The following is a 17,179-nucleotide window of genomic DNA, read 5'->3' as shown; positions in this document are numbered from 1 at the left end:
CTCCTTATTTGGATTGTTCGGCAAGCTGCGCGCTGGTCCGTCCGAAACGGCGTTCGCGCGTGCGAAACCACTTGAAAGCCGCATCAAGCTCTTTGGCCCCGAACTCGGGCCAATAATCATCGGTGAAATACAGTTCAGTATAGGCGAGCTGCCAGATCAGAAAATTGGAGATGCGCTGTTCACCGCCGGTGCGGATGAACAGGTCGGGCTCAGGCGCCCACGACATGGACAGGCGCTGCGTAAGCTCTTGCTCTACCAGCGAATCAGGCGCTTGCGCAAGCTGCGGTTTGTCGCGCAGCAGGCTGCGCATGGCCTGCAGGATGTCCCAGCGACCGCCATAGTTGGCGGCGATGGTCAGATGCAGCGCATCGTTGTCGCGCGTGCGCTCTTCGGCCGCGACTATCAGTTCTCGCAGATGCGGCTCGAAAGCCGTTAAGTCGCCGACCACCCGCAGGCGCACACCCTGCTTTTCAAGCTTGACCACTTCTTTTTCGAGCGTTTGCACGAACAGCCGCATCAACAACGACACTTCTTCCTGGGGTCGCCGCCAGTTTTCAGAACTGAACGCAAACAAGGTAAGGTATTTGACACCTCGGCGGCCACAGGCTTCGACCACGCGGCGTACGGCCTGAACCCCTCGAACGTGCCCCGCCGTGCGCGGCAGCATCCGGCGAGTGGCCCAGCGCCCGTTTCCATCCATGATGATGGCCAGGTGCCGGGGCGCCTCGGAGCTGTCAGGGATGGAAAGCGTGGAACTCGTAAACATAGTAATGGTCGTGCAAGACGCGCGCTAGACCGTCATGATCTCCGCTTCTTTCTGCGCAATGATCTTATCGATATCGCCGACAAATTTGTCTGTGAGCTTCTGGATGTCGTCTTGCGTGCGGCGCTCTTCGTCCTCGGAGATGTCTTTATCCTTGACCATTTTCTTGAGGCTGTCGTTGGCGTCGCGGCGAACGTTGCGCACGGCCACCTTGGTGTCCTCGCCTTCGCTGCGCACCACTTTGGTCAAATCGCGCCGGCGCTCTTCGGTGAGCAGCGGCATGGGTACGCGAATGTTGTCGCCCATGGAAACCGGATTAAGACCAAGGTCTGAATCACGGATGGCTTTTTCAATTGCGCCGACCATGGGTTTTTCGTAGGGCTGCACGCTTAGCGTGCGCGCATCGATAACGTTTACGTTGGCCACTTGGCCCACAGGAACGGGCGAGCCGTAGTACTCGACCTGCACATGATCAAGTATGCCTGCATGGGCTCGCCCAGTGCGTATCTTGGCCAAATTGACCTTAAGTGTGTCCAGGCTTTTCGCCATGCGTTCTTCGGCGGATTTTCTGACCTCTGATGTGCTCATTTCTTTTTCCTTTATCAAACGTGGACCAGGGTGCCCTCGTCCTCGCCAAGCACGACGCGTCGCAGGGCGCCGGGCTTGTTGATGGAAAACACCTTGATCGGCAGCTTCTGGTCGCGGCACAGGGCGAAAGCCGTGGCGTCCATGACTTCCAGCCTGCGCACGATCACTTCGTCGAAGCTGATTCGTGCGTAGCGCGTTGCTGAAGGATCTTTATTGGGGTCGGCCGTATAGATACCGTCGACCTTGGTGGCCTTCAGGACGATTTCAGCGCCGATTTCGGCCCCCCGCAAGGCGGCGGCCGTATCGGTGGTGAAAAACGGGTTGCCGGTGCCTGCCGCAAACACCACGACCTTGCCTTCTTCAAGATAACGCAAGGCTTTCGGGCGAATATAGGGCTCGACGACCTGATCGAGATTGAGGGCCGACTGCACGCGGGTATCGATACCGCGATGCTTGAGGGCGTCTTGCAGGGCAAGCGCGTTCATGACGGTGGCCATCATGCCCATGTAGTCGGCGGTGGCGCGGTCCATTCCCTGGGCGCCGGGCGCAACGCCACGGAAGATGTTGCCTCCGCCTATGACGATGGCCAGTTCGACGCCAAGGCTGGAGACCTCGGCGATTTCTTCGGTCATGCGAAGGATGGTGCTGCGATTGATCCCAAATGCGTCTTCACCCATCAGCGCCTCGCCGGAAAGTTTGAGAAGAACACGTTTGTATGATCTGGTGGTCATAGAAGGCAATCCCGAGAAGTCGTTCCAACGAAAGTGTATGCCAGATTGGGGGCCGGCAGCGCCAAAAAAGGCGTCGCGGCCGGCAAAGCGGCGGGCGAGGCGAGAAACCGCCGCCCCATCGCGGCGCGCGGGCGGCGCTCAATGAGCGCACGCCCGCGCGTTGTGCCGCGAAAGATCAAGAATTGCCAGCGGCGGCCGCAACCTCGGCGGCAAAGTCTTCGGATTTTTTCTCGAGACCCTCGCCCACTACAAACAAGCTGAAACGCTGGATGGAAGCACCGTTTTCCTTCAGCATCTGCTGAACGCTTTGTTTGTCGTTCTTAACGAAGGGTTGCGAAAGCAGCGTGATCTCTTTGAGATATTTCTGCACCGAGCCTTCGACCATTTTCTCGACGATCTCGGCGGGCTTGCCGGAATCGGCGGCTTTCTGTGCAGCAACCGAACGCTCGGCCTCGAGCAGTTCGGCGGGCACGCCGGATGCGTCGAGCGCGCGTGGCCGGGTGGCGGCGATGTGCATGGCCAGATCTTTGCCCACTTCGTCAGAGCCGTCGAACTCGACCAATACGCCGATACGGCCGCCGTGCACGTAACTGGAAAGCTTCTGAGCAGTTTCGAGGCGCTCGAAACGGCGCACCGAGATGTTCTCGCCGATTTTACCGACGAGCGCCGAGCGGGTGCTTTCAACCGTGCCTTCGCCAAAGGGCAATTCAGACAGGGCGGCGACGTCGGCCGGGTTCTTTTCAGATACAAGCTGGGCAATTTGCGAAACGAAGTTGATGAAATCGTCGTTCTTGGCGACGAAGTCGGTTTCGCAGTTGATCTCGACCACAGCGCCCTGCTTGCCGTCGGCGGCAATATGCAGGCCGATCAGGCCTTCGGCGGTGACGCGGCTGGCGGCCTTGCTGGCCTTGCTGCCCAGCTTGACGCGCAACAGCTCTTCGGCGCGCGCCATGTCGCCGTCGGCTTCAGTCAACGCTTTTTTGCACTCCATCATGGGCGCGTCGGTCTTCTCGCGCAATTCTTTGACCATCGAGGCGGTAATTTGAGCCACAGTAATCTCCAGTTCTTTGAAACGGACCCCGGCGCACCAGGGCAAGGGCAGACGAGCAACACGACCGCCGGGGCGCCGTAAGCGGCGCACAGCACGGGGGATCGAGCCCAATAGCGCAAGCAAGTCTGCGATGACTGCCGTCCTGCAATCGGCATGCGGCATTCAGGACGGCCAGGCGCGGGCGCAAGGGCAAACAGCGCGCCCGCCGCAAAGAATTACTCTTCGCTTTCGTCCTGGACTTCGACGAACTCTTCGTCGCCTTCGGCGATTTCTTCAACCAGGCCGTTAAGAGCCTGGTCACGGCCCTCGAGCACGGCGTCGGCCATGCCCTTGACGTACAAGGAGATGGCTTTGCCCGAGTCGTCGTTGCCGGGGATGACGTGCTCGATGCCTTCGGGCGAATGGTTGGTATCAACCACGGCCACGACAGGGATGCCCAGCGAATGCGCTTCGGCAATGGCGATCTTGTGATAGCCGACGTCGACGACAAACAAGGCGTCAGGCAAGGTGTTCATGTCTTTGATGCCGCCGATGGACTTGTTGAGCTTATCGAGCTCGCGGTCAAACATCAGGGCTTCTTTCTTGGTCATTTGCTCGGTGACGCCTTCGGCTTGCTGGGCTTCCATTTCTTTAAGGCGCTTGACCGAGCTTTTTACCGTCTTGAAGTTGGTCATCATGCCGCCCAGCCAACGGCTATCGACGTAAGGCATGCCGCAGCGTGTTGCTTCCTCGGCGATGACTTCGCGGGCGGCGCGCTTGGTGCCGACAAACAGGATTTTGCCGCCGCGCGCGGTAAGCTGGCGCATGAACTTGGCCGCTTCCTGGTATTTGACGACGGTCTGCTCAAGGTTGATGATATGAATTTTGTTACGCTGGCCAAAGATGTACTGCGCCATCTTGGGGTTCCAGTAACGGGTCTGGTGACCAAAGTGCACACCAGCTTCGAGCATTTCTCGCATCAAGGACATAATATTCTCCGAGGGTTGGGTCTTGTACGCGGTCCTGCATCCGGGGGTTGCTGATTCTGTTGCCAGCCAGCTTGCCCCAAACACCCTGGTTTTGCCGCGCACGCGATTTTTGCCACAATGGCAAATTAAATATGGCTGCTTTGTAATTGCTTCGTAATTGCTTCGTAATTGAACAAGGCCTTCTCTCTTTGCCCGCCACAAAGCCAAAGGCGCAAAATCAAAGAAAGCCTATAATTCTACTATCTTTAAGTTAAACAGTTCAAGTTGATATGATCCCCCTCGTTACAGACCCCGCCGACCTCGAAAAAATGCGTGCCGCCTGCCAAGCGGCGGCCCAGGCGCTCGACCACCTCGAGCCGCACGTGCGCGCCGGCATCACCACCGGCGAACTCGACCGCCTGTGCCTCGATTTCATCACCAACACCCTGCAGGTGGAATCGGCCACGGTGGGCTATGCGCCGCCTGGGTATCCACCCTTCCCCGGCTCTATTTGCTCGTCGGTCAACCATGTCATCTGCCACGGCATCCCGGGCGACAAAGTGCTTAAAAACGGCGATATCATGAATATCGACGTTACCGTCATCAAAGACGGCTGGTTCGGCGATACCAGCCGCATGTACTATGTCGGCGAACCCTCCATCCTGGCGCGGCGCCTGGTTGAAACCACCTACGACTGCATGTGGCTGGGCATTGAACAAGTGCGCCCAGGCGCATACCTGGGCGATATCGGCGCCGTCATCCAAAAGCACGCCGAAAAACAAGGCTTCTCGGTGGTGCGCGAATACTGCGGTCATGGCGTGGGCCGAAAGTTCCACCAAGACCCTCAGGTGCTTCATTATGGCAAGGCGGGCACCGGCGTTCAGCTCGAGGCCGGCATGATCTTCACCATCGAGCCCATGATCAACGCCGGCCGTAAAGAAATTCGCCAGCTTTCCGACGGCTGGACAGTGGTCACGCGCGACAGAAGCTTGTCGGCTCAATGGGAGCACAGCGTGCTGGTCACCGACAGCGGCTACGAAATACTGACCGTCTCGCCGGGCATGCCGGCCGCGCCGGCTTTCGTGCAGGCCGCAGCATAAGGCCGCCTCACATACTTCAATCATGGACTCCCCCGCCCCGTCGCCGCTGCGCCAGCGCTTCGACCAGCGACGCGGCGATGCGATAGCAAGCTATCGCGAGCACCTGCGGCCTGACATACTCCTTTCGGCCCTGCGCCGCGTCACCGACCAGGCGCTGCGCGAAACGCTCAGGCAGCATCCGCTGCCGCAGGGCGCCGCACTGGCAGCCGTGGGCGGCTATGGCCGTGGCGAGCTGTATCCATACTCCGATATCGACGTTCTGATCCTGCTTGACGTCGAACCAGGGCCTAGCGACCGAGCCCTGATAGAGAAACTGGTGGCGGCGCTATGGGATCTTGGGTTGGACCTGGGCCATAGCGTGCGCTCGATCGCCGACTGCCAGCGCGAGGCCGCCAACGACATCACCATCGAAACCGCGCTGATGGAAATGCGCTGGATAGCCGGCAGCAAACCGCTGGTGCGCCAATTGTTGCAGACCATGCAAAGAAGCCAGGACGCCCAGGGGTTTTTCCAGGCCAAGCGAGCCGAAATGGCGCAGCGCCACGCCCGGCATCACGACACGCCCTACGCCCTGGAGCCCAATTGCAAGGAAGCGCCCGGCGGGCTGCGCGACTTGATCACATTGCGCTGGATCGCACAGGCGGCCGGCGTGGGCAATACCTGGAAGGAAATCGCCGACGGCGACATGCTGACCCCTGCCGAGCACCGCGCCCTGCGCCGGGCGGAACTGGCCTTCAAGCGCCTGCGCATCGAGCTGCATCTGCTGGCCGGCCGGCGCGAAGATCGCTTGCTTTTCGATTTGCAGCCCTCGCTGGCTGATATCTATGGTTTTCAGTCCATAAAAGGCCGCCGGCCCAGCGAGCTGCTGATGCAGCGCTACTATTGGGCGGCGCGCGTGGTTAGTCAACTGACCACCATATTGATGCAGGCCTTCGAAGAGCGCCTGTTTCCGGTGCCCGAGGGCTCGAGCAAGCTTCTGGACGAAGATTTTTGCCAGGTGCACACCCGCCTGGACATCCGCCGCGCCGACGAATTCGAACGCAAGCCCACACTGCTGCTGCGGGCTTTTCTGGTCATGCAGCAGCACCCGGGCCTGACGGGGCTTTCGGCACGCATCATGCGCGCCATGTGGCACTCGCGCAAGCGCATCGACGCGCAGTTCCGCGCAAACCCCGTCAACCGCTATACCTTCATACAGATATTGCAGCAGCCGCGCGGCATCGTGCATGCCCTGCGCCGCATGACCATGCTCAACATCCTGCCGCGTTACCTGCCCGAGTTTCGCCGCATCGTGGGCCAGATGCAGCACGATCTATTCCATGCCTACACGGTGGACCAGCATACGCTGATGGTGATCCGCAACCTGCGCCGCTTCACCATGCCCGAACACGCCCAGGAATACCCCCTGGCCAGCCAGCTAATCGCTGAACTTGACAGGCACTGGCTGCTTTATGTAGCTGCGCTGTACCACGACATCGCCAAGGGGCGCGGCGGCGACCATTCCGATCTTGGAGCAATTGATGCACGGCGCTTCTGCATCGATCATCAGATAGATTCGGAAGATACCGAACTGGTCGAGTTCCTGGTGCGCGAACACCTGACCATGTCGCGTTACGCGCAAAAACGCGACCTTACCGACCCCGACGTCATCCAGGAATTCGCCGCCCTCGTGGGCGCCGAGCGCCGCCTCAGCGCACTGTATCTACTTACCGTGGCCGACATCCGCGGCACAAGCCCCAAAGTGTGGAACGCCTGGAAGGGCAAGCTGCTTGAAGATCTGTACCGGCTGACCCTGGCCGTGCTGGGCGGCGCCCAGCCTGATCGAGGCACCGTGCTTGCACTGCGCCGCGAAGAAGCAAGCGCCGAGATTCGCAGGCTGGGGCTGCGCGACGAAAGCCGCGACAAATTCTGGAACCAGTTGGACGTGGCTTATTTTTTACGCCACGAGGCTTCTGAAATCGCCTGGCACACCCGCCATCTTTACCATCGCGCCGATGCCGCCGAACCTGTCGTCAAGGCACGCGTAGTGGGGCAAAACGAAGGCTTGCAGATCATGGTGTACGCCCCTGACCGCAACGACCTGTTCGCTGATATCTGCGCCTACCTGGACCAGCGCGCGCTCAGCGTGCAAGATGCCCGCATCCACACCACCCGGCGCGGCTGGGCGCTGGACAGCTTCATCGTGCTGTTGCCGGGCAACGACCGCGACTTTCGCTCCTGGGCCAACCTGGTCGAGCACGAACTGACTGAAAGGCTCGCCCATCCCGCCACGGCCCCGCGCCCGGCCCCTGGATACGGGCGACGTCAATCGCGTCGCGCGCGCGTGTTTCCCATAGTGCCCAATATTGAGCTTCGGCCCGACGAAAGCGGCGCCTCTTGGCGCCTTTCCATCATCGCCGCCGATCGGCCCGGCCTGCTGCACAGCCTGGCCCAGGTATTCGCCAGGCACAGCATCGACTTGAAGATGGCCAAGATCATGACCCTGGGCGACCGCATCGAAGACGTCTTCATCATAGAAGGCGAAGTGCTGGGCCATCCACGCGAGCAAATTCAATTCGAGCGCAGCCTGCTGGCAAGCCTTGATGATTCGGGCTAGCCGAGCGTAGCCTTCCGGCGAAGCTTGATGATTCAGGATGACAGAATTAGCCGCACGGTCGCTACAATGCGATGCTGTCGTCGCAATGCATGGCATGAATCACAATGCCGGGCCATCATCGCAAATGTGTCCGCACAATATAAGCTACGCCGCAATGTGCAGCCAAGTTGCAGTGGGGCACTACTTCGCGAAACACGGTTGCCCCCTGAACGAAGTTAATCATTGCCAGGCGAACCCACCGCCTTCTTTCATTCAGTACTTCTATTTTCCAACGTTCAAACCCAAACTCCAGCTTATGACCCAGCCCTTGCCGCTCCGTACCCGTCGCATGCTTCACCTGATCGCCCTGCTCTCGTTGGGCGCTGTGGGGGTCGCGTTGATATCCCAGCACGTGTTCGACATGGCGCCCTGCGCCTGGTGCGTATTCCAGCGCCTTATATATATAGGCATAGCCGTGGTTTGCTGGCTTGGCCTGGCGTTGGGTCAGGCGCGCGCCGCCCTGGGACGCATCGCAGCGGGCTGTGCCACCCTATTGGCTGCGGGCGGCATGGTCGCCGCCTGGTACCAATACAAGGTAGCGGCCCAGATGTTTTCGTGCGCACAGACCTTTGCCGACCGCTTCATGGTGCAATCGGGCCTGGATGCCGGCCTGCCCTGGCTGTTCGGCATCTACGCCACCTGCATGGATGCGCGTGTGGATTTATTGGGCATCGAATACGCTTTGTGGAGCCTGGCTTTGTTTGCACTGCTGGCCGGCGCCGGCGCCTGGGCTGCGTTGCGCGGCCGAACCCCGCTGTAACAACCGTGCCCACTGTTTATTACAAGAAAATGTAGTGAGTATGTTTGTGGTGAAACGTTGTAGCGCCGCCACAGAAATTCACATATAAACAACAGTTCTGCCGTCGTTTTCGTCTCTTATAAACAACGTTTAGTGGTTTTTTACCTCGTATAAGGCCCAAAAAGGGTTAACCCTTATCGTCGCTTAAAAAGCCGGTATATAAACTCAATTCCAATAAAAGTTGAATACAGAATTCAACCATTATTCGAACACACTGATAACAAGCAGCACAAAGCAGCAGTACGGGGATCAATTAAGTAGTTTTTCCAGCAGTATGTTTTTGCTTCACTGCGCGTATCAATGTGGCTTGTAATTTTTACACATCGAAGCGTTTTAGCACCGGTAGATACATGCTTTTTGTTCGCATTGTTTCAAACGGATTAAAAAGCTTTATTTTCATCAACGTTGGAGAAAAACCAATGAAGTTAAAAGCACTTGCACTGGGCGTAGCCCTGGCATTCCCGATGATGGCCTCGGCGCAAAGCTCGACCAGCGTTACGCTGTACGGTACCGTCGACACCGCCGTTGAATACGTCAGCGGCATTTGGGATGGCGCCGAAAAGCACAGCTCCTTCCACTTCACCAACCTGACCCAATCCTGGCCCTCGCACTGGGGTCTGCGCGGCAGCGAAGACCTGGGTAACGGCCTGAAGGCAGTCTTCACGCTTGAGTCCGGCTTCAACACCGGCACCGGTACCTCCGGCCAAGGCGGACGCCTGTTCGGTCGTCAGGCCTACGTCGGCCTGGCCGGCGACTGGGGTCAAGTCGCCTTCGGTCGTCAATACAACATGTTGATGCGCAGCATGCTGGGCGCCGATCTGTTGGGCCCCAACGCCTACGGAATGGGCACCATTGACAGCTACATTCCCAATGCCCGCATGGACAACGCCATCACCTACATGGGCAACTTCAGCGGCTTCAAGGTCGGCGCAGCCTGGGCTCGCGGCCGTGACACCGTCGGCACCGGCGGCCCTGCTGCCCGTGGTTGTGGTGTCGACTACACCGACAGCACCGCCTGCGGAGCATGGTCCGCAATGCTGGGTTACGACGCTGCCAACTGGGGCGTTGCCGGTGGTTATGATGTCATCAACGGTGGTGATACATCGTGGGGCGGTGGCGGTCTTACTAACCGCGACGACAAAGACAAGCGCTGGAACGTTAACGGCTACGTCAAGTTTGGTGATGCCAAAGTCGGCCTCATCTACCTGAACCGCAAGAACGAAGGCGGCATCCTCAACAATGCTGGCTCCGCCCTGGGCGATCGTAGCGATCTCTGGACGCTCAACGCTTCCTATCAAGTTAGCCCCGCTGTCAAGCTCGACGGCGCCGTTAACTACCTCCGCTACAAGGACGCTTCCGAGAGCTCCAAGGCTTGGTACTACGTAGCACGTGCCACCTACTCGCTCTCCAAGCGCACCTCGGTCTACGCCTCGGCTGCCTACATGAAAAACCGCGGTCTCTCCGACCTTTCCGCTGCTGGCGGTACCGCTGGACTGCGTACCCAGCCCGGTGGCAACTCGACCGCCGTCATGGCCGGTCTGCGTCACAACTTCTAATCTAGTTTAGAAGCATTGCCGCAAGTCGGCTGAAACGTTGCTCGCAACGCTTCAGCCGGCAAACCGGCAGATTTGCAGTACCAGCAGTATCTGCAGTACCTGTAGTAATCCGTAGATTTGATTTGATTTGATTTTTGAGTCGGGTGGGCCATTTGGCTACCCGACTTTTTTTCGTTCCACGCTTAGAATCGGCCAAAAGGGATTTGCTCATACGAGGGGAACGAAATGAACAAGCGTGTGTGGTTTCGTCGGCTTGCAGTGCTGGGCGCGGGACATCTCTGTTTTCCTGTATTCGCCCAGACCCTGGACGTTGACGGCGCCTGGAGGGGCCAAACGACGTGTCCGGCCGGTGCAGTCGCGTTTACCCTCGATATCAAAGGCACAGAAGGCAGCTTTACCTATGCACCAGCATCGTCAATAAAGTCGCCAACCAAGAGCCTTGCCGTAAAAGTGTCCGCTCGAAGGGATGACATGCACGTCAGCCTCTATAGCCCGGGACAAGACAAACAAGGAGTCGCTTTTGGGGGTGATCTGCTCGCAGACGGTTCGATACGGGTCTTCAACCCACAGTTCGGCACTGAATATTGCGACCCGTTCAGTATGTTGAATACTGCGAGGGCGACTCCGGAACCTCAAGCACTGTTGGATGCGAAAGGGCTGGATTACGAAACCTTCATGATATCGATGATGCAAGGTAACTTTGCTGCCATACGGACGCCTGCCGACGATCCGAGCTTCAACGATCTGTTCGGCTCGTATTTATTTGCCTATGCAGAGCAATGCGGGGCAGATCCCAAGACGCGGCCAGCGAACTTCGTCGAGATGACCAATCTGGAGTGCGTCGAAAAAGGGGTCACCACCACCTATTATCGTAATGGCGCCTTCTCGGAAAGTGCGCCCTACTGCACCCAATGGAAGGACGTACCCAACGGATACTACGCAGACCCGAAATTGTGGGAGGCAAAGCAAAAGCTTGATGACAGGTTCTTGCGTGATACCTATAAAAATGTATTTGCCGCGCTCAAAGGCTCAGGCCTCGGTTACCGCGGCCCCATCATGCCCAACGTCAAGAAAATGGCCGAGGCCATTGCGGCGCGTGCGCAAGACATGACGACATTGGTTCAGCGCAATGGATGCGATGGCCCGGGGCTGATGCGGTTTCAGGAAAACCTTAGGCTTTATGCCCTGAACCAACCGTTTGGCATACGGGGGGATGGAACTCTGACGCCGGCCATACCCATTCCTGCACCAGGATCCAAATATGAAGACCCGGATTTCGTATCGCTACTTGAAGAGCTGATAAAAGGGGAAGCCAGATCCTGGCAGGTAAACAAATACGTACTTAAAAGCATTGCCGGACCGCAAATCGCGAGCAGAGACGACCTGGGCCGCCCGCGTGAAGTGTCCGCCAATTACCGCTATGGAGGCCTAAGCGGAGTCCAGACAGGGAAATTCAGGGTCACCTTTGTCCAAGGGTATCCGGAATGCCTGTATTTTTCGGACCGGCCGCAGATGTGTCGCTCTCCTGACAAAAAGGTGGTGTCTAAATATGTACACGGGCTTTTTTCACCACGAAGCCTGGCTGCTGCAGCCCCCGCGCCAGACCCCGCCGCCGAGGCGCAAAAACAGCAAGAGCGTGAAGTTGCCGCAGCAAAACGGCGCAGCCTGCGTGAAAAACTTCACTGATAACGGCTTTGCCGATAAAGCTTGTGGCGTTCCAATTTAAAGAAGAACCAGAAGCGAAACGCCCCCCACAATACGAGACAGTAGCGAGGCGATAAGGCAAGGTGTCAGGGCCGCCCTTCGAGTCATTTACCTTCTGTCAGGAGTACGAGGTGTCAGCGAGATTTGCGAAAAGGGCATCCCGGAATGCGCAAGCCGCCGGGCCAAGCGGTCGGTCGGCCCGGCGGGCCAGATAGGTCTGGAGCGTAGTCTCGCCGGCCTCGCCGAAAGCCGCAACGGGCAACCGCACGAGCGTCTCTTCACGCAGTTCGCGTTCTATCAGCCACAGCGGCAGGCTGCCCCACCCTATGCCAGCCCTGATCAGCGCGTGCTTGGTCATGTTGTCGGCAACCCTCCACCTGGCTGGCGAGACCACGCCGAAGTCGCGGCCGCTTGTGCGCGCCGACAAGTCTTCCCCCACGATCTGGATGTGGTCGGCGAGCGTCGAAGTATCGATCCGACGTTTGCCCAGGACGGCAAGCGGATGGTGCGCCGCCGCCACCGCCACGCGGCGCACCGTCATCAGCGACTCCAGCTCTATTGCGGGATGCGCCAAGTCGATACCGGTAATCGCCAGATCGCAGTGCCCGTCCAGCAAAGCATCGAAAGAAGAGCCCAGCGGCGTGGAGAGGATGCGGAAGGCCACGGTGGGATAGCTGTCGCATAGCGCATGCAGGGCTTTTCCGGCCACCGGCAGCGGGAATTGCGGATCGACCGCCAGCACGATTTCCAGCTCGACCCCCTGCCCTAGCCCGCGTGCCCGCGCCCGCACGGCGTCGGCTTTCAGCAGCAGTACGCGGATATCGGCGAGCAGTGTGGCACCGGCGGGGCTGAGCCGAGGGCGCTGTCCGGAACGGTCAAAGAGCTGGACTTCGAGCTGGGACTCGAGGTTGCCGATCGCATGGCTGACCGCCGACTGCACGCGCATTAGCCGTTTGGCCGCAGCGCGGAAACTGCCTGCTTCCGCGACAGCCACGAATACGCGCATCTGGTCCAGCGTCAGTCCATCCAGCATGTTCTAAATCTTAGATCATTCATGACAAATTTATAGCACTTTTTCGCACCTTCAGGAGGCGCCATACTGTGATGGTCATACCGGTCACCAACCTGCACAGGAGGATTACGATGAAACAGATACAGCCGGACATCTGGGAAACCGAAGTCGAAAACCCCGCCAAAGGCCTCTATACCCATGCTTATCTGCTGCTGCGCGATGATGGCAATGTCTTGTTCTACAACACGAGCCACATCGATGAAATCGAACGCATGGCTGCGCTTGGGGGCGTGGCCCGCCAGTACCTCAGCCATCGCGACGAATTGGGCGACAGTCTGAACACCGTGGCGCAGCGCTTCGGCGCAGAACTGGGCGGGCATGTCCGCGAACTGGAGGAATTCTCAAGGTTCCGCCGTCCGACCATTCTTTTCGAGCGGCGCGAAACGCACCTGGGCAACATCGAGGTCATCCCGACTCCCGGACACAGCCCCGGAAGCACCTGCTTCTACGTGCGTTCGCCTCATGGCAGGCGTTATCTGTTCACCGGGGATACCTTGTGGTTCAGCGGGAACAGAGTGCTTGAGGCGGCTTTCCTCAGCAACAGCGATCTTGATGCCTATGTGAAGAGCCTGGAAACGCTGCGGACGCTGGAGCCCGACTTCGTGATTTCCAGTGCCACAGGAGGACACGGCGGATACGACGACATTGCGCCGGGCGGGTGGGCGGCCCTTGTCGATCATGCGCTGGAGCGCTTGACGGCCAGGCAGAGCAACATTGGCGCCTGAGAGCCCTACCAATTAATGGTCGTACTGGCTTCTAGGGGGTAGTAAGTGGTAGTGAAGTCGGCGCTCGCACGAGCTGGAACGTAAATTGATCTATATTTATATATAAATAGTTATTGTGATGTATAAAACTAGATCGGAAAACAAGAAGACAGCTTATTTGATATAGCTTTATATATTGAAAATTACTTTCGATATAGTTTAATATATCAACTATGAGCTATAGTCTGGAATCCTTCGCTGAGCGTCTGCGCGACGCACGCACCGCTAAAAATCTGAGTCAACGCGAACTCAGTAAATTGGCTGGCGTGCCGCAATCGCACATTTCCAAGATCGAAGGCAATCAGGTGGATCTGCGACTTTCTAGTTTGATCGCCATGGCCAACGCCTTGGACTTGGAAGTAGCGCTTGTGCCACGCAAAGCCATGCCCGCCATCCAGTCGATCGCGCGGCAAGCCGCCCGCACCACGCCACCGCCCTCTGACGCCAAACCCGCCTACACGCTGGATGAGGACGACGCGTAATGGCAGACGACGTTTCCACCCTGACCGTCCGGCTCTACGACGAGGCCATCGGCACCCTTACTCACGTCGGCGGTGAACGCTCGCTATTCGCGTTCAACGAAGCCTATATCAATGCCCCGGACAGACCGACCCTGAGCCTGAGCTTCAAGGATACCTTGGGCCAATTGCTCACGGACTTCAAGCCTTATCGCATCAAGCTCATGCCCTTCTTTTCCAACCTGCTGCCGGAAGGGCATTTGCGTAAGTATCTGGCCAAGGCCGCCTTGCCGCGCAAGCTGGTCATGGACACCACTCAGGAAACCGTTGCGCTGTTCATGCAACGCTGGGCAGGTGAAAAAAACCACCTGCCCATGGATAAGGACGTGAGGTTGGCCATCGACAAGCACCTTCAAACGCTGCCCATCATGAGCGCATAACAAAAATCTTTTTGGTTTTATATGCAGGACACGTCAAAACGCTCCTGCGCCATAATCGGCGAGCAGGGGCGTCTGGTGCGTGCCTTAATGAACGGCGCTGCTGGCGCTGCGTCGGCCTTATTTCCTGTCGGTCAGAAACTGGCCGTCGGGGCCTTGCACGTTCTTCTGGCGGCGCGTGTCGCCGTCCAGGCCTCCGTCTACCGCCCACTCGGCAAAACGGGTAGGCCCCGGTTCGAACTCGCGTGGCACCCAGTCTTTGTCGAGCTGGTCTTCGTCGGCATAGTATTCGATCAGGCCCCCGGCCGGATTCTGAAAATACCAGAAGTAAGCCGAGGATATCGGATGCCGGCCCGGACCAAGCTGGGTTTTCCAGCCGCAGCGGTCGATGTGCAGGCCGCCGCCGAATACTTCGTGAATGTCGCGTACTGCGAAAGCCACGTGATTCAAGCCCACTTTTTTATCGGGGGTTTGCAGCAGGAACAGGTCGTGGTGGCCGCCATCTTCGTCGCAGCGCAGGAAGACACCCCGGCCCGGATAGCGGTCGGAAGGCGCAAAGCCAAGCTTCTGCACGTAGAAGTCTTCCATCTCTTGCAGGTTCTTCACGAAGAACACTACATGGCCCACTTCGATGGGGTGAGCCCGTTCGTAGATGGGGCTGCGCGCGTTGCGGCGGGGTTTTTCGTTCCAGGTATTCATCTGACCACAATCGATGGTGATCTCTTTTTTGCGATTGACCTGGAACCCTAGCAGCATGCCGCTGGGATCGATGCACGACACGCGCTCGCCGGTATTCTGGTAGCCCGGCACGTCGGCCACGCGCTGGGCGATGCGCTTGAGCACGTCGTCGTCGGACACGCCCCACACCACCTCGCGCAGGGTTGGGCCTTCTTCGATGGCGGGCGGATAATCGCGCGCATCGGTCTTGACCAGATTGATCAGGCAACCGTTTAGCGTCGAGAACACGAGCTTGTCGGGCCGCTCGGAAACAAGCTCGAGCCCCCAGTCATCAAAGAACCGCTTGCACGTGTCGAAGTCATCGGCGCCGTAGGTGATTTCGTCTATACCCATGATGTCCATGATTGCTCCTTAGTTGGCCCACGGAAGAGGCTGCTCGTTGAGCCCCCAGTAGACAGCCTTCTGTTCCATGTATTGCAGTATTCCGTCGCGCCCTTTCTCGCGGCCCAGGCCGCTGTCGCGCCAGCCTCCGAAAGGCGTGGAAATGGAAAACTGCTTGTAAGTGTTGATCCAGACGTTACCGGCCTTCAGCACCTTGGCCAGGCGCCAGGCAGCTTTGTAGTCGCGTGTCCATATGCCGGCGGCCAGCGCGTAGACGCTGTCGTTGGCCTGGACAATAAGGTCGTCAATATTGTCGAAAGGCATGGCTACCAGCACCGGCCCGAAGATTTCTTCCTGGCAGATGGTGTCGGTATTTGTAAGCCCATCGATGATGGTGGGCCGGTAAAAATAGCCTTTATCGTACAACTGGCCTTGCGGGCGTTCGCCGCCGGTAAGAATTCGTCCACCTTCTTTGACGCCGATTTCAACATAACGTTCAATCGAGGCGCGGTGCCCTTCGCTGATCAAAGGCCCCATTTGGGTGGATTCATCAGACGGATCGCCCACGCGTAAGCGCTCTGCGCCCTCTACCAGCCGCTTCATGAAGCTGTCGTACAGCGGCCGGGCCACGAACAGGCGCGATCCTGCAATGCACGATTCTCCGCTGGAACTGAAGATACCGTACAGCACGCCGTTGACGGCGTGGTCGATGTCGGCGTCTTCAAGCACGATGGTGGGCGATTTACCGCCCAGCTCAAGCGCCACCGACATGAACTTGTCGGCTGCAATGCCCGCGATGTGCCGGCCCACCGAGGTGCCGCCGGTGAACGATACACGACGCACCAGGGGATGGCGGGTGATCAGGTCGCCGATGACCGAACCTTTGCCCGGCACGACGCTGACCAGGCCCTTGGGCAGGCCGGCGCGATCGCAAATACGGGCCAGCTCTAGCGCCAGCAAAGGCGTGATCTCGGCCGGTTTCACCACTACGGCGTTGCCCGCCGCCAGGGCGGGCGCCATCTTCTGGGCTTCACTGGCAACAGGAGAGTTCCAGGGCGTGATCGCGGCCACGACGCCCATGGGCTCGAAAAGGCTCATGGTCAGATAATCGCCGCGCGACGGGGTAATGGTTTCTTCGAGCGTCTCGCAGGCCGAGGCGAAAAACTGAAAGGTGCTTGCGGCACTGGCGACCAGGGCGCGCGTCTCGGTAATAGGCTTGCCGTTGTCCAGGCGCTGCAACTGCGCCAGGCGCTCGGCGTCGTCGCGAATAAGCTGGGCGATGCGATACAGCACGGCGGCGCGCTCGTGCGGCTTGCGCTGGGGCCAGCCGCTTTGCTCAAACGCCTTTTGCGCGCCCTGAATCGCCTCTTCGACGTCTTCGGGGCTGGCCGCGTGCAAGACACCCACCACTTCGCCAGTGGCGGGATACAGGCTTTGATACTGCGGGCCGTTGCCTCGGCGCCATTCGCCGGCGATGCAGATATCAAGAATGTCTGTGTTGCTCATGTGTTTCCT

Annotated in this window: 16 protein-coding genes; 8 read left to right on the top strand and 8 right to left on the bottom strand. The window is 58.7% G+C overall.

Features of this window, described 5'->3' with window-relative positions:
* Positions 1 to 4: 4 nt before the first annotated feature.
* From uppS to rpsB, 5 genes are all read right to left on the bottom strand, one after another.
* Positions 5 to 766, bottom strand: a complete 762-nt coding sequence (gene uppS / locus ACIY1O_RS01100; RefSeq protein WP_397473213.1) for a polyprenyl diphosphate synthase — start codon at positions 764 to 766, stop codon at positions 5 to 7.
* Positions 767 to 790: 24 nt separating this feature from the next.
* A complete protein-coding gene (frr, locus tag ACIY1O_RS01095; protein ID WP_397473212.1) occupies positions 791 to 1,351 on the bottom strand; it encodes a ribosome recycling factor in 561 nt (186 codons plus the stop codon).
* Between the two features lie 14 nt (positions 1,352 to 1,365).
* The gene (gene pyrH / locus ACIY1O_RS01090; RefSeq protein WP_397473211.1) at positions 1,366 to 2,082 is read right to left on the bottom strand and encodes a UMP kinase; all 717 of its coding nucleotides are present in this window, start codon (positions 2,080 to 2,082) and stop codon (positions 1,366 to 1,368) included.
* 175 nt (positions 2,083 to 2,257) lie between these two features.
* The gene (gene tsf, locus ACIY1O_RS01085; protein WP_397473210.1) at positions 2,258 to 3,133 is read right to left on the bottom strand and encodes a translation elongation factor Ts; all 876 of its coding nucleotides are present in this window, start codon (positions 3,131 to 3,133) and stop codon (positions 2,258 to 2,260) included.
* Between the two features lie 215 nt (positions 3,134 to 3,348).
* Positions 3,349 to 4,101 (bottom strand): 30S ribosomal protein S2, encoded by a 753-nt coding sequence (rpsB, locus tag ACIY1O_RS01080; protein WP_397473209.1) that lies wholly within the window; start codon positions 4,099 to 4,101, stop codon positions 3,349 to 3,351.
* A 272-nt stretch (positions 4,102 to 4,373) separates the two neighbouring features.
* Between rpsB and map the strand changes: the two genes are divergently transcribed.
* From map to ACIY1O_RS01055, 5 genes are all read left to right on the top strand, one after another.
* A complete protein-coding gene (map, locus tag ACIY1O_RS01075) occupies positions 4,374 to 5,180 on the top strand; it encodes a type I methionyl aminopeptidase (RefSeq protein ID WP_397473254.1) in 807 nt (268 codons plus the stop codon).
* A 22-nt stretch (positions 5,181 to 5,202) separates the two neighbouring features.
* Complete coding sequence (locus tag ACIY1O_RS01070; RefSeq protein ID WP_397473208.1) at positions 5,203 to 7,776, top strand: [protein-PII] uridylyltransferase; 2,574 nt, start codon at positions 5,203 to 5,205, stop codon at positions 7,774 to 7,776.
* A gap of 328 nt (positions 7,777 to 8,104) precedes the next feature.
* Complete coding sequence (locus ACIY1O_RS01065; protein WP_397473207.1) at positions 8,105 to 8,575, top strand: disulfide bond formation protein B; 471 nt, start codon at positions 8,105 to 8,107, stop codon at positions 8,573 to 8,575.
* A gap of 458 nt (positions 8,576 to 9,033) precedes the next feature.
* Positions 9,034 to 10,170, top strand: a complete 1,137-nt coding sequence (locus tag ACIY1O_RS01060; RefSeq protein WP_397473206.1) for a porin — start codon at positions 9,034 to 9,036, stop codon at positions 10,168 to 10,170.
* A gap of 225 nt (positions 10,171 to 10,395) precedes the next feature.
* Positions 10,396 to 11,856, top strand: coding sequence for a hypothetical protein (locus tag ACIY1O_RS01055; RefSeq protein ID WP_397473205.1), 1,461 nt, complete (start codon positions 10,396 to 10,398; stop codon positions 11,854 to 11,856).
* 136 nt (positions 11,857 to 11,992) lie between these two features.
* Here the strand turns inward: ACIY1O_RS01055 and ACIY1O_RS01050 are convergent, their stop codons facing one another.
* Positions 11,993 to 12,880 carry a LysR family transcriptional regulator gene (locus ACIY1O_RS01050; RefSeq protein WP_397473253.1) on the bottom strand — a complete coding sequence of 296 codons (888 nt, stop codon included), beginning with the start codon at positions 12,878 to 12,880 and terminating at the stop codon, positions 11,993 to 11,995.
* A gap of 137 nt (positions 12,881 to 13,017) precedes the next feature.
* Here ACIY1O_RS01050 and ACIY1O_RS01045 point away from each other — a divergent pair, with 137 nt between their 5' ends.
* The 3 genes from ACIY1O_RS01045 (at position 13,018) to ACIY1O_RS01035 (ending at position 14,608) form a co-directional block, all read left to right on the top strand.
* Positions 13,018 to 13,671 carry an MBL fold metallo-hydrolase gene (locus ACIY1O_RS01045; RefSeq protein WP_397473204.1) on the top strand — a complete coding sequence of 218 codons (654 nt, stop codon included), beginning with the start codon at positions 13,018 to 13,020 and terminating at the stop codon, positions 13,669 to 13,671.
* Positions 13,672 to 13,883: 212 nt separating this feature from the next.
* Entirely contained in the window at positions 13,884 to 14,192 is a 309-nt protein-coding gene (locus ACIY1O_RS01040) for a helix-turn-helix domain-containing protein (protein WP_397473203.1), read from the top strand.
* Positions 14,192 to 14,608 carry a HipA N-terminal domain-containing protein gene (locus ACIY1O_RS01035; protein ID WP_397473202.1) on the top strand — a complete coding sequence of 139 codons (417 nt, stop codon included), beginning with the start codon at positions 14,192 to 14,194 and terminating at the stop codon, positions 14,606 to 14,608. The genes ACIY1O_RS01040 and ACIY1O_RS01035 overlap by 1 nt, the downstream gene beginning before the upstream one ends.
* A gap of 117 nt (positions 14,609 to 14,725) precedes the next feature.
* Here ACIY1O_RS01035 and ACIY1O_RS01030 read toward each other — a convergent pair whose 3' ends face one another.
* Together ACIY1O_RS01030 and ACIY1O_RS01025 are read right to left on the bottom strand one after the other, a co-directional pair.
* Positions 14,726 to 15,685, bottom strand: coding sequence for a VOC family protein (locus ACIY1O_RS01030; RefSeq protein ID WP_397473201.1), 960 nt, complete (start codon positions 15,683 to 15,685; stop codon positions 14,726 to 14,728).
* 9 nt (positions 15,686 to 15,694) lie between these two features.
* Positions 15,695 to 17,170 (bottom strand): aldehyde dehydrogenase, encoded by a 1,476-nt coding sequence (locus ACIY1O_RS01025; protein ID WP_397473200.1) that lies wholly within the window; start codon positions 17,168 to 17,170, stop codon positions 15,695 to 15,697.
* Positions 17,171 to 17,179 lie beyond the last annotated feature (9 nt).

The sequence above is a fragment of the Pusillimonas sp. genome (assembly GCF_044464525.1).
Taxonomy (GTDB): Bacteria; Pseudomonadota; Gammaproteobacteria; order Burkholderiales; family Burkholderiaceae_B; genus Pusillimonas.
This window is presented reverse-complemented; position numbering and strand designations above follow the sequence as displayed.

What these genes read in the sequence shown, in the direction of transcription:
- uppS (WP_397473213.1), bottom strand. Translation starts at nt 766, where the DNA reads ATGTTTACGAGTTCCACGCTTTCCATCCCTGACAGCTCCGAGGCGCCC.
- frr (WP_397473212.1), bottom strand. Translation starts at nt 1,351, where the DNA reads ATGAGCACATCAGAGGTCAGAAAATCCGCCGAAGAACGCATGGCGAAA.
- pyrH (WP_397473211.1), bottom strand. Translation starts at nt 2,082, where the DNA reads ATGACCACCAGATCATACAAACGTGTTCTTCTCAAACTTTCCGGCGAG.
- rpsB (WP_397473209.1), bottom strand. Translation starts at nt 4,101, where the DNA reads ATGTCCTTGATGCGAGAAATGCTCGAAGCTGGTGTGCACTTTGGTCAC.
- ACIY1O_RS01070 (WP_397473208.1), top strand. Translation starts at nt 5,203, where the DNA reads ATGGACTCCCCCGCCCCGTCGCCGCTGCGCCAGCGCTTCGACCAGCGA.
- ACIY1O_RS01065 (WP_397473207.1), top strand. Translation starts at nt 8,105, where the DNA reads ATGCTTCACCTGATCGCCCTGCTCTCGTTGGGCGCTGTGGGGGTCGCG.
- ACIY1O_RS01060 (WP_397473206.1), top strand. Translation starts at nt 9,034, where the DNA reads ATGAAGTTAAAAGCACTTGCACTGGGCGTAGCCCTGGCATTCCCGATG.
- ACIY1O_RS01055 (WP_397473205.1), top strand. Translation starts at nt 10,396, where the DNA reads ATGAACAAGCGTGTGTGGTTTCGTCGGCTTGCAGTGCTGGGCGCGGGA.
- ACIY1O_RS01050 (WP_397473253.1), bottom strand. Translation starts at nt 12,880, where the DNA reads ATGCGCGTATTCGTGGCTGTCGCGGAAGCAGGCAGTTTCCGCGCTGCG.
- ACIY1O_RS01045 (WP_397473204.1), top strand. Translation starts at nt 13,018, where the DNA reads ATGAAACAGATACAGCCGGACATCTGGGAAACCGAAGTCGAAAACCCC.
- ACIY1O_RS01040 (WP_397473203.1), top strand. Translation starts at nt 13,884, where the DNA reads ATGAGCTATAGTCTGGAATCCTTCGCTGAGCGTCTGCGCGACGCACGC.
- ACIY1O_RS01035 (WP_397473202.1), top strand. Translation starts at nt 14,192, where the DNA reads ATGGCAGACGACGTTTCCACCCTGACCGTCCGGCTCTACGACGAGGCC.
- ACIY1O_RS01030 (WP_397473201.1), bottom strand. Translation starts at nt 15,685, where the DNA reads ATGGACATCATGGGTATAGACGAAATCACCTACGGCGCCGATGACTTC.
- ACIY1O_RS01025 (WP_397473200.1), bottom strand. Translation starts at nt 17,170, where the DNA reads ATGAGCAACACAGACATTCTTGATATCTGCATCGCCGGCGAATGGCGC.